Genomic DNA, 11,486 nt, shown 5'->3' with positions numbered 1-11,486 from the left:
TTTTTTGCGCCTGTTCGAATGGCTCCTTTTGGAGCTTGACGTAATCAGAAATTCGTTCGTGTGGTCACCTTCCCGAACGGTGATTGAGTGCCGCTCGGCGATGGCTTGAATTCTTCAGCAACCCCTAATATAGATCGTCTGAAAAATGGATTATAAAGAATGCTAAGAATTACTTTTTTCCCCCTCCTACTACCATTCATCCCATCCCGGAGAAGAACATACACGCCTAAATTGAGTGATTAGTATCTGACCGGGAGCATCATCCGGCGAAAAAAATCGCGACTGCCGCTACAGGGTTCCCTTTTTAACGGATTAAATAGAAGGGCCCTTAAAACAGAACAGATCCAACTCATTTCAGCTCAAACAAATAGGTCTTGATAGCTTCATGCTTCTTTCTACCCAACTTTTTGTGCAGGCGGTACCGGATACTTTCAGTGCCACGAACGGATATTCCGAAATACCTAGCGATTTCTCGGGTATCATAACCCAGCTTTGCAAAAAGGCATATGAGATATTCTCGATGCGTAAGGTTCGGATGCCGTTCCTGCAGCGTCTTTAGGAACGCAGCATCTGCGTTGGTGAGTATCGTCCCCACCCGAGACTCCAACTGTTCGTGCTCAAGGCACGCAAGCAACCCTTTGGTGATTGGCTTTTTTTGTTTGGCTGGTACATCTGCGCTCTTGACCATATCGAGCAAAGCCGTAAGCCCTGATTGATTCCCACCAGGAGAACCTGTAGCGCGCTCGATTTCGGCAGCTTTTTCTGCTGATGCCCGAGCAAATTCCTTTAGCTGCTCCGCCAGTTCCTGTCTGGTACTCATTGTCAACCGTGTGTTGTCTGCGTTGCGGCCTATTGGAAGGACTCAATATCATAGTACGGCTTTTTTTACCAAATCTCACGCAGCACAATACCCCAACCAGCGAAACCAGCTCTCGCATCTGCCGCTTAACCATTCATCAATCTCGCAGCAAGAGCATCAATGAATGTGGATGGCCAAGCGGATGATATGCATATGGACATGGTCAATTCTGAAGTGATGGGAGGAGTAGAACAGAGCGATCGACAGAGCAACACTAGGCAAATCCTCCACTCGGCGGGTGGAGGATTCTATTGCTGTGATCGGAATGAAAAGGCTAATCCGCTCTCTTCAACGACGCATGGGTCTTGTAGGCAAGCCAGCCAAACACACAGATTCGGCTCTTGAGGGTAGGCTCCCCCTTTGCCTTGGAGAGGATGTCCCAGACGGAGTTCTGACTCAAGTCAGCAATACCGGCCTTGGACCGGTAAGCGAAATGCCCGCAGAGCCAGTCACGCAGAACGGTCGAGGACTCGTACAGGAACCCGTTGTAGGAAAGCCTGCGGAAGACTTCGACGAGGCGGTTCTGGTTGCCGTTGAAGACCAGTTTGCGGCCAACGGAACGCCCCTGGAGCAATTCCGTCAATCCGGGACGGTCGGATGGATCGAAAAAGACCTCCAGGCAACCTGAAAGGTCGGCCAGCTGTTCCGGGGTAAGGGTAAGCTTGATCGTGGCAGGAGGAGCGGTTACTGCCGCGTCTTTCCTCTCTCCTGCCACAACCTGATCGACGACAGCCGCATACTCGGGGAAACTCCGCTCTAGGGCATGCATGAAGGCGGGGTCGATGCTGCCATGGCGGTATTGAAGTTCGTCGAAGAGGTAGCCAAGTGCCCGGACGAGGGTGACGAAAACGCCCTGGAGGGTGTCGTAGCCTTCATCGAGGTCGTTGATGAATTCGGCGTTGTAGAGCTCGGAAGAGCGGTAGAGCGCGTTTTTCGGAACCTGCAGGCGAAGGTATGCCTGCGGGTGGTCACGGTACTCATGGGGGATTTCAGGGGCATCCTGCGTCGCTCCAGCCAGGGCAAGCAGATCGACCTCCTTCATGCGCTCAAGCACAAAGGAGGTCATCCCTTCCAGCTCATCGTCGGCAAGGGAGGAAACAAAAGGCTTTTCAGCCCCCGGGCTTGTCCGTGTGAGACCGCAGAGGAGCTGCAGATCGGAGGACTGCATCAGGCGGTGGCCGATGCGCTCCCATTTTTTCCGTTCGTCGTCATGCTTCGTCATCATCGTCTCCGGTTGCGATACTCGGCATCAGGGCTATCGTGTTCCGCTTGGTCCTCGGCTGGATCTTGGCATACCGCATGGTTGTCTTCCGGTCACGGTGGCCGAGGATCTCTCCGACGGCGTCGAGGTCGGCACCGAAGTTGAGCAGCATGGTGGCACCGGTATGTCGAGCCCAGTGGGGAGAGAGGTCCTCGCAGGCCCAGCTGAAGTGGGTCCTGATTTCCGTGGGCAGCTCGGCCCCATAGAGCGCATACGCTCGCTTTGCCCATACCTTGAGCATCGAGCCGTACCACCTCTTGTGCCCTATATCGAAAATCGGTTCGTGCGGCTTCAGTTCCCGTCCCAGCCGAACCCTGGCCTGCTCACGGGCCTGGTTGAGATAGCGCATTCCCTGCGACGCAATCGGGATTGACTCGATCCGCTGCTTTTTGCCCTGCCGGAAATAGACCTCATAGCCGCCATCAGGTGAAGAGCGGATATTCGCCTCGGACAGGACGGCAAGATCGCCGGGGCGAACCGGCACGAAGCAGTTGAAAAGGAAGGCGACCCGCCGCCCTTTATGGCGATGGGGCGTCCTGTCGAGCAGCTGGACCTCCTCGAAGTAGAGGTACTTGATCTCCCCTTCCTTTTCAGGTACCTGCTTGACCTGCTCGTTCGGGCTTTGCCTGATGAACCCGTCGCGGACGGCCAGGGCGATCGCCTGGCGGATTTTGGATGAATAGTTCCGGGCGGTGTTCTGGGAATAGGTTTTGCGCAGGTGATTCTGGAAATCATCGAGCCAATCCTTATCGACCTCCCCGAAGGTGAGGCCCTCCGGCTCATAGCGCATAAGGCTCTTGATGGCGACGTTCCAGTTTTCCTGGCTCTTGGCGTGGTGGACCTTGTCAGCGAGGCGCTGGCAGTAGAGAATGAAGTCCCCCTTGCTGTAGGTGATTTCGGGAGGCGTCAGGCCGGCAGCGATGCTGCTGAGTTCGACCTGGCGTCTGGAGAGGACATCCGTGCAGAACTGCATGGCAGCCCTGTACCTGGGCTTGTCTTTCGGGTCCGCCACCATATCGAGCGGCTCGTAGACCCGTTTGCCCTGTGCGTAGATTTCAATAAAAAATGAGTGCCACCCTTTCCGATCCTTGGCAGTCAGCACCCGGTGCTTCAGCTTCAGCTTCACATTCGTCTCCTTCTGGGGCTCCCCAGATCAATTTTGCTCGTCGCATATGCGTCGCAAAATCAATATAAAAAAGGCTCAAAAACGCTCAAAAACGCGGAAATCGGGGCATCCGGAAAGGATTTCCGGGCAAGAAAAAAGCCCTGTAAGTCTTTATCTTACAGGGCTTTATATGGAGTGTGGGCGATAGAAGATTCGAACTTCTGACCTCTACAGTGTCAATGTAGCGCTCTAACCAACTGAGCTAATCGCCCTCCTTGAAAGGCTGTTAATATAAGACAGGATTCATAATTTGCAAAGGCTTTCCGGCACCGCCCGGCTTTTTTATGCCCTTTTTTTCTTCCTGCCCGATGCGTCGAGGTACTGCGGCTCGCCCGTGCGGTCGATGACCTCCGGGGTGATGACGCATTTGCCGACCCCGCTCATCGAGGGCAGCTCGAACATGATGTCGATCATGACGTTCTCGAGCACGCTGCGGAGCGCACGCGCACCGGTCCCCCGCTCGATGGCGATCTCGACGACGCGGTCGAGCGCCTCCGGAGAGAATTCGAGCTCCACGCCGTCCATTTCGAAGAGCTTGCGGTACTGCTTGACGAGCGCATTCTTCGGCTCGACGAGGATGCTGCGCAGGGCCGTGGCGTCGAGCGGATCGAGGGTACTGAGAACGGGAAGGCGGCCGATGAACTCGGGAATGAGGCCGTACTCGTGCAGGTCGTCCTGGGTCACGTGCTTGAGCAGTTCGGGATTGTAGCCGGTATGCTTGTGCTTGACGCTCGAGCCGAACCCCATCGAAGACTTCGATATCCTGCGGCCGATGAGCTTGTCGAGCCCCTCGAAGGCCCCTCCGCAGATGAAGAGGATGTTCTTCGTGTTGATGTTGATGAGCTGCTGCTCGGGATGCTTGCGCCCGCCCTTCGGGGGCACACCGACGACGGCACCCTCGAGGATCTTCAGGAGCGCCTGCTGCACGCCTTCTCCCGAGACGTCGCGCGTGATGGAGACGTTGGCCGACTTGCGGGCGATCTTGTCGATCTCGTCGACGTAGATGATGCCGCGCTCGGCGCGTTCGAGGTTGAAGTCGGCCGCATGCAGGAGACGGGCCAGGATGGTCTCGACGTCGTCGCCGACGTAGCCGGCCTCGGTGAGCGAGGTGGCGTCGACGATCGAGAAGGGCACCTCGAGCAGGCTGGCCAGGGTCTGCGCCAGCAGCGTCTTGCCGGTGCCGGTGGGGCCGATGAGCATGATGTTGCTCTTCTCGATGACGATTTCGTCATCGTCGTGCCGCCACTCCTGCGAGTCGATGCGCTTGTAGTGGTTGTAGACGGCGACCGCAAGCGAGCGCTTGGCGCGCTCCTGGCCGACGACGTACTGGTCGAGCGACTCGAGGATGGCCTTCGGGCTGACGAGGCGCGGCATGAAGGGCTGCTCGTCGACGACCACCTCGGGGTGCTGGATCGCCGAAAGCTCCTTGCGGACGATATCGTAGGAGGTCTTGATGCAGCGGTCGCAGATGAAGGCCCCGGGTCCGGCGACCATGCTGGTCACTTCCTGGGCGCTTCGCCCGCAAAAGGAGCAGACGACCTGGTCCGTCCCTCCGCCTCCGCGCTGCGCACTCTTCGTCCTGCCTTTGCCTGTCGTCGTTTCTCTCGTCATCTGGTCGTTCGTCCTGTCGATTTGTTTAAAGTGTCGGTCGCCGAAAAAAGCTTCAGAGCCCCATGCGGGCAAGGCTGTCGAGCACGTGCTGGATAGCCATGGAAAGCTTCGGATGGTCGGTCTCGAAGTGGCCGACGGCATCCTGCATGCGCTCCATCAAGGGCTCGTCGCCGGCGATGTCGACCGAGCAGGGTTCATCGGAGAAACGCGAAAGATCCTCCTTCAGGGAGCAGAGCACCCTGCCGGTGGTTTCGTCGACCGATTCGACGTGTTCGAGCTCGTGGTGGAGCGTTTCGAGGAGCTCCCTGAGTTTCTGCTGTTCCATAGCACTCCGGCCTTGGGGGCAGGCATCCCGGTCGGGGATGCCGCCTGAATTAATGATGGTACGTGGTATAACCGCTTTCGGGCGCTGTTCGTTTACGGAAGGAAGGTTTCTCCCATGAGGAAGCGGTCGCACTCGCGCGCGGCGGCGCGGCCCTCCTGGATGGCCCAGACGACGAGGCTCTGGCCGCGGCGCGCATCACCTGCGGCGAAGACGCCCTCCACCGTCGTCTCGTAGGAACCCTCAGCAGCCTTGATGTTCGAGCGCTCGTCGCACTGGACGCCGAGCTTCTGCAGCAGCTCCGCCTCGGGTCCGAGGAATCCCATGGCGAGCAGGACGAGCTCGGCCGGGAAGATCTGCTCGGTGCCGGCTACCGGCTGCGGCACGAAGCGGCCCTCCTTCCTCACCCACTCGACCTCCGAGGCCTCGACGCCCTTCAGCCGGCCGTCGGTGTCGCGGATGAACTTCTTCGTCATCATGCCGTACCTCCTCGGGTCCTCGCCCTGCAGGGCCGCGGCCTCCTCCTGTCCGTAGTCGACCTTGAAGGTCCTCGGCCACTGCGGCCAGGGGTTGTCCTCAGGCCGCTCGAGCGGGGGCTTCGGCATGATCTCCAGCTGCACGACGCTGTTGCATCCCTGGCGGATGGAGGTCGCCACGCAGTCCGTGCCGGTGTCGCCGCCGCCGATGACGACGACATTGCGGCCCTCGGCGGTGATCTCGGGAGCCGAGCCGCCGAGCAGGGCCTTCGTCGAGGAACGGAGGAAGTCCATGGCAAAATGGATCCCATAGGCCTCCCTGCGGCCCTCGGCCTCGAGGTCGCGGGGGCGGGTCGAGCCGGTGCAGAGCAGGACGGCGTCGAACTCCTCCTTGAGTTTTTCTGCCGGATAGTCCTTTCCGACCTCGGTATTCACCCTGAACTCCACGCCCTCCTTCTCCATGATCGCGATGCGGCGCAGGACGACATCCTCCTTGTCGAGCTTCATGTTCGGGATGCCGTACATGAGCAGCCCTCCGCAGCGGTCGTCGCGTTCGAAGACCGTCACGGTGTGGCCGGCCTTGTTGAGCTGGTCGGCGGCGGCGAGGCCCGACGGGCCGGAACCGACCACGGCGACCTTTTTGCCGGTACGGTAGGCAATCGTCTTCGGCTCGACCCGCCCGTCGGCGAAGGCGCGCTCGATGATGGCGCACTCGATGTTCTTGATGGTCACCGGCGGCTCGATGATGCCGAGCACGCAGGAACCCTCGCAGGGAGCGGGACAGACCCGGCCGGTGAACTCGGGGAAGTTGTTGGTTTTCATCAGGCGGTCGTAGGCATCTCCCCAGTACCCCCTGTAGACCAGGTCGTTCCACTCCGGAATGAGGTTGTGGATCGGGCATCCGCTGGTCATGCCGGCAAGCATGATGCCGGTATGGCAGAACGGGGTGCCGCAGTCCATGCAGCGCGCGCCCTGGTCGGAGAGCGCCTGCCCGTCCATTTCAAGATGGAACTCCTTCCAGTCGCCTTTCCTCTCCAGAGGCGGCCTGTCCTCAGGAACCGCCCTCTGGAACTCCATGAAACCCTTGACTTTACCCATAACGTATAACCCGATGATTTACTCTTTGTTTTTAGTTCCCCGAAACCCGTGACGGGTCGTGGACGTTCTTTTCGAATGCGGCCATCACGGCCTCGTCGCCGGTGATGCCCGCCTCCTCGACCTCCCGCATGGCCTCGAGCGCACGGCGGTAGTCGTTCGGCATGACCTTTACGAACCGTTCGGCCTCCTCGGCGAACCGGTCGAGGATCCCCCGGCCCTTCACGCTGGAGGTGTATTCGACATGCTTTTCGATCATCGACTGCAGCGTTGCGCGCTCCATCGGATCGTCGACCGGCGTAAGGCCGACCATGTCGAGGTTGCAGTTGTCGGCGAAGGAGCCGTCCTCGTCGTAGACGTAGGCCACGCCGCCCGACATGCCGGCGGCGAAGTTGCGGCCGGTGCGGCCGAGGATGACGACGGTGCCGCCGGTCATGTACTCGCAGCCATGGTCGCCGATGGACTCGACAACGGCGTGCAGGCCGCTGTTGCGCACGCAGAAGCGCTCGCCGGCCATACCCCTGACGTAGGCCTCACCGGAGGTCGCGCCGTAGAAGCCGACGTTGCCGATGATGATGTTCTCCTCGGCCGCGAACGACGATCCCTTCGAGGGGTAGACGGCGATGCGTCCACCCGAGAGACCCTTGCCGACGTAGTCGTTGGCGTCGCCCTCGAGCTCGAGCGCCATGCCTTTCGGGATGAAGGCGCCGAAGCTCTGGCCGGCCGAGCCGGTGAACCTCAGCGAGATGGTGCCGTCCGGCAGGCCGGCGGCGCCGTAGGCTTTGGTGACCTCGTAGCCGACGATGGTGCCGACGACGCGGTTGGTGTTGCGGATGGGCAGCGTGGCCGTCACCTTCTCGCCGCGGCGGATGGCCGGCTCGCAGATCTCGAGCAGCGAGGTACGGTCGAGGCTCTCCTCGAGCCCGTGCTCCTGTTCCATGCTGCAGTGCCGGGTGCCCTCTTCCGGCAGGTCCATCTGGTAGAGGATCTTCGAGAGGTCGATCCCCTTGGCCTTCCAGTGATCGACCGTCTTCTTCATGCCGAGCAGCTCGGTGCGTCCGACGAGCTCGTCGAGCGTCCTGGCGCCGAGTTTTGCCATGTACTCCCGGACGCCTTCGGCCAGGAAGCGCATGAAGTTCTCCACATGCTCCGGCTTGCCCTTGAAGTTCTTCCTCAGCTTCGGGTTCTGGGTGGCGATGCCGACCGGGCAGGAGTCGTCCTGGCAGGCCCGCATCATGATGCAGCCCATCACGACGAGCGTGGTGGTGGCGAACCCGAACTCCTCGGCGCCGAGCAGGGCGGCGATGACGATGTCGCGCGCGGTCTTGAGCTGGCCGTCCGCCTCCACGACGATGCGGCTGCGGAGGTTGTTGAGCATGAGGGTCTGGTGGGTTTCGGCAAGGCCGAGCTCCCAGGGCATGCCGGCATGCATGATGCTCGAGATGGGCGAAGCACCCGTTCCGCCGTCGTGGCCGCTGACGAGCACCACGTCGGCGTGCGCCTTGGCGACTCCCGCGGCGATCGTGCCGACGCCGACGGTCGAGACCAGCTTGACGTTGATGCGGGCCTCGGGGTTGGCGTTCTTGAGGTCGTGGATCAACTGCGCGAGATCCTCGATCGAGTAGATGTCATGGTGCGGAGGCGGCGAGATCAGCCCTACGCCGGGGGTCGAGTGGCGCACCCTGGCCACCCACGGGTAGACCTTCGTGCCGGGCAGCTGGCCGCCCTCGCCGGGCTTGGCGCCCTGCGCCATCTTGATCTGGATCTCCCGGGCGTTGGCCAGGTATTCGCTGGTGACGCCGAAGCGGCCGGAAGCGACCTGCTTGATGGCCGACATGCGGGAATCGCCGTTGGGCTCCGGCTTGAAGCGTGCCGGATCCTCGCCGCCCTCGCCCGTGTTGCTGCGCCCGCCGAGGCGGTTCATGGCGATGGCCAGCGTCTCGTGGGCCTCCTGGCTGATGGAGCCGTAGGACATGGCGCCCGTCTTGAAGCGGCGGAGGATGTTCTCGACCGGTTCGACCTCGTCGAGCGGAATGCCCTCGCCCTTGAAGCGGATGTCCATGAGGCCGCGGATCGTGCAGAGGTTGCGGCTCTGGTCGTCGATCAGCCCCTCGTACTGCTTGAAGAGAGTGTAGTCGCCGGTGCGGCAGGAGTGCTGCAGGAAGTGCAGCGCCTGGGGGCTGAAGAGATGGTACTCGCCGTCGTGGCGCCACTTGCGCTCGCCGCCGGCCTCGAGCCCGCGGTTGACCTTGTTGCCGGAGGGCGGGAAGACGGAGGCGTGGCGGCGCTTCACCTCTTCGGCCACGGTACCGAGGCCGATGCCCTCGATCCTGGTCGGGGTGCGGGTGAAGTAGGCGTCGACGAGCTTGGAGTTCAGTCCGACGGCCTCGAAGATCTGCGCACCGCGGTAGCTCTGGATCGTGGAGATGCCCATCTTGGCCATGGTCTTCACCACGCCCTTGACGGCCGCCTTCACGTAGTTCTTCGTGGCGGTCTTCAAGTCGAAGCGGATCTGGCCCTCCGAGACGAGCGAACGGATGGTCTCGAACGCCATGTAGGGGTTGACGGCGCCGGCGCCGTAGCCGATGAGCATGGCGAAGTGGTGCACGGCCCTCGGCTCGGCCGACTCGAGCACGAGCCCGATCTCGGTGCGGATGCCCGCGTTGATGAGGAAGTTGTGCAGGCCGGAGACGGCAAGCAGCGCGGGAATCGGCGCGCGGTCGCGCTCGATCTCGCCCTTGTCGGAAAGAATGACGATGTTGACGCCGACCTGCGCGGCCTGCTCGGTCTGGCGGTAGATGTCCTGCATCGCCTCCTCGATGCCCTTGCCGCCCCTGGCGACGTCGTAGAACATCGGGATGGTGACGGCCCGGAAGCCCGGCTTGTCGATGCCGCGGATCTTCTCGAGGTCCTGGTTGGTCAGGATCGGGTGCGGCAGCTTGACGCGGCGGCAGTTGACCTCCTCGGCCTCGAGCAGGTTGCCCTCGGTGCCGAGCATGACGGAGGTCGAGGTGACGATCTCCTCGCGCAGCGAGTCGATCGGCGGGTTGGTGACCTGGGCGAAAAGCTGCTTGAAATAGTCGTAGAGCAGCTTCGGCTTGTTGGAGAGGGCCGCAAGCGGCGTGTCGTTGCCCATCGAGCCCACCATCTCGACGCCCTTCTCGCTCATCGGGATGATCTGCATGGTGATGTCCTCGCGGGTGTAGCCGAACACCTTCTGGCGGGCGGTGAGGCTGTACTTGTCCTCGTCGGGGTTCTTCATCTGCGGATGGTCCGGCAGGGCGTCGATGTCGATGACGTTGCGCTCGATCCACTCGGCGTAGGGCTTCTCGGTGGCAATGGCCCGCTTGATCTCCTCGTCGGAGATGATGCGGCCTTCGAGGGTATCGACAAGGAACATGCGGCCCGGCTGGAGACGGTCCTTCTTCAGGATGCGCTCCGGCTCGATGTCGAGCACGCCGACCTCGGAGGCCATGATGACCAGGTCGTCCTTCGTGATGTAGTAGCGCGAGGGGCGCAGGCCGTTGCGGTCGAGCACGGCGCCGATCTGGCGGCCGTCGGTGAAGACCACCGAAGCGGGGCCGTCCCAGGGCTCCATGAGGCAGCTGTGGTACTTGTAGAAGGCGCGCTTCTCCTCCGTCATGCTCCTGTTGCCGGACCAGGGCTCGGGGATGATCATCATCGCCGCATGGGCCATGGAGCGGCCGGAAAGGACCAGGAACTCGAAAGCGTTGTCGAGGATGGCCGAGTCGCTGCCGTCCTCCATGATGACCGGCTTGATGTCCTCGATGGCGTCGCCGAAAACCGCGCTGCGCACGTTCTTCTCGCGGGCCTTCATCCAGTTGACGTTGCCTTTCAGGGTGTTGATCTCGCCGTTGTGGCTGAGGAAGCGGTAGGGGTGCGCCCGGTCCCAGCTCGGGAAGGTGTTGGTGCTGAAGCGTGAGTGCACCATGGCGATGGCGCTCTCCATGTCCGGATCGTGCAGCTCGGGGTAGAACTCTCCGACCTGCTCGGGAAGGAGCATGCCCTTGTAGACGATGGTGCGGGAGGACATGCTGCTGATGTAGAAATAGCTGCTGCCGAGCAGTCCCGCGGTGTACTTGACGCGCTTGGTGATCCGGCGGCGGATGACGTAGAGCTTGCGCTCGAACTCGAGCTCGCTCGAGACGTCCTCGCCCCAGCCGACGAAGAGCTGCTTGACGACCGGCTCTTCCGAGCGGGCCGTGGCGCCGATCGTGGAGTTGTCGGTCGGGACCTTGCGGAACCCGAGGCACCGCTGGCCCTCGGCCTCGATCATCAGCCGGCAGATGTCCTCGATGGCCCTGCGCTGGGAGATGTCGGGGGGAAGGAAGAGCATGCCGACGCCGTAGCGGCCCTCGGCGGGAAGATCGATGTTGCGCTCCTGGCAGACCCTGCGGAGGAATTTGTCGGGAACCTGGAGCAGGATGCCGGCGCCGTCGCCGGTGTTCTTCTCGCAGCCGCACGCGCCGCGGTGCTTCAGGTTCTCGTTGATCTGCAGTCCCTGCTCCACGATGTCGTGTGAGCGCACGCCCTTGATATGGGCGACGAAACCTACGCCGCAGGCATCATGTTCGAACTGTGGATCGTAGAGCCCAGCGCTGGAAGTAACTTTCATATTATTAGGCACAACTTTTCTGAGAATTTCGAAATAAAGGCGACATCGCGGCCGAGGTGCG

7 protein-coding genes and 1 tRNA gene are annotated in these 11,486 nt (G+C 61.4%); all 8 read right to left on the bottom strand.

Annotated elements, in window-relative coordinates; translation table 11 throughout:
- Positions 1 to 349: 349 nt before the first annotated feature.
- The 8 genes from E0L29_RS07450 to gltB all read right to left on the bottom strand — a co-directional run bounded on the left by E0L29_RS07450 (position 350) and on the right by gltB (position 11,425).
- The gene (locus E0L29_RS07450; RefSeq protein ID WP_131357095.1) at positions 350 to 820 is read right to left on the bottom strand and encodes a response regulator receiver protein; all 471 of its coding nucleotides are present in this window, start codon (positions 818 to 820) and stop codon (positions 350 to 352) included.
- A 313-nt stretch (positions 821 to 1,133) separates the two neighbouring features.
- Positions 1,134 to 2,084, bottom strand: coding sequence for a hypothetical protein (locus E0L29_RS07445; protein WP_131357092.1), 951 nt, complete (start codon positions 2,082 to 2,084; stop codon positions 1,134 to 1,136).
- Positions 2,068 to 3,246 (bottom strand): site-specific integrase, encoded by a 1,179-nt coding sequence (locus tag E0L29_RS07440; RefSeq protein ID WP_131357090.1) that lies wholly within the window; start codon positions 3,244 to 3,246, stop codon positions 2,068 to 2,070. The genes E0L29_RS07445 and E0L29_RS07440 overlap by 17 nt, the downstream gene beginning before the upstream one ends.
- 177 nt (positions 3,247 to 3,423) lie before the next feature.
- Positions 3,424 to 3,497 (bottom strand) — tRNA-Val (locus E0L29_RS07435).
- A 70-nt stretch (positions 3,498 to 3,567) separates the two neighbouring features.
- Entirely contained in the window at positions 3,568 to 4,896 is a 1,329-nt protein-coding gene (gene clpX / locus E0L29_RS07430; RefSeq protein WP_131357087.1) for an ATP-dependent Clp protease ATP-binding subunit ClpX, read from the bottom strand.
- Positions 4,897 to 4,948: 52 nt separating this feature from the next.
- Positions 4,949 to 5,221 (bottom strand): DUF4404 family protein, encoded by a 273-nt coding sequence (locus E0L29_RS07425; RefSeq protein WP_131357084.1) that lies wholly within the window; start codon positions 5,219 to 5,221, stop codon positions 4,949 to 4,951.
- A gap of 92 nt (positions 5,222 to 5,313) precedes the next feature.
- The gene (locus E0L29_RS07420; RefSeq protein WP_131357081.1) at positions 5,314 to 6,792 is read right to left on the bottom strand and encodes a glutamate synthase subunit beta; all 1,479 of its coding nucleotides are present in this window, start codon (positions 6,790 to 6,792) and stop codon (positions 5,314 to 5,316) included.
- A gap of 31 nt (positions 6,793 to 6,823) precedes the next feature.
- Positions 6,824 to 11,425, bottom strand: a complete 4,602-nt coding sequence (gene gltB, locus E0L29_RS07415; protein WP_131357078.1) for a glutamate synthase large subunit — start codon at positions 11,423 to 11,425, stop codon at positions 6,824 to 6,826.
- Between the last annotated feature and the right edge of the window lie 61 nt (positions 11,426 to 11,486).

The sequence above is a fragment of the Chlorobium sp. N1 genome (genome assembly GCF_004332115.1).
Classification (GTDB): Bacteria; Bacteroidota; Chlorobiia; order Chlorobiales; family Chlorobiaceae; genus Chlorobium.
Note: the sequence above shows the minus strand (reverse complement) of the source record. Positions and strands in the feature narration are given on the sequence as shown.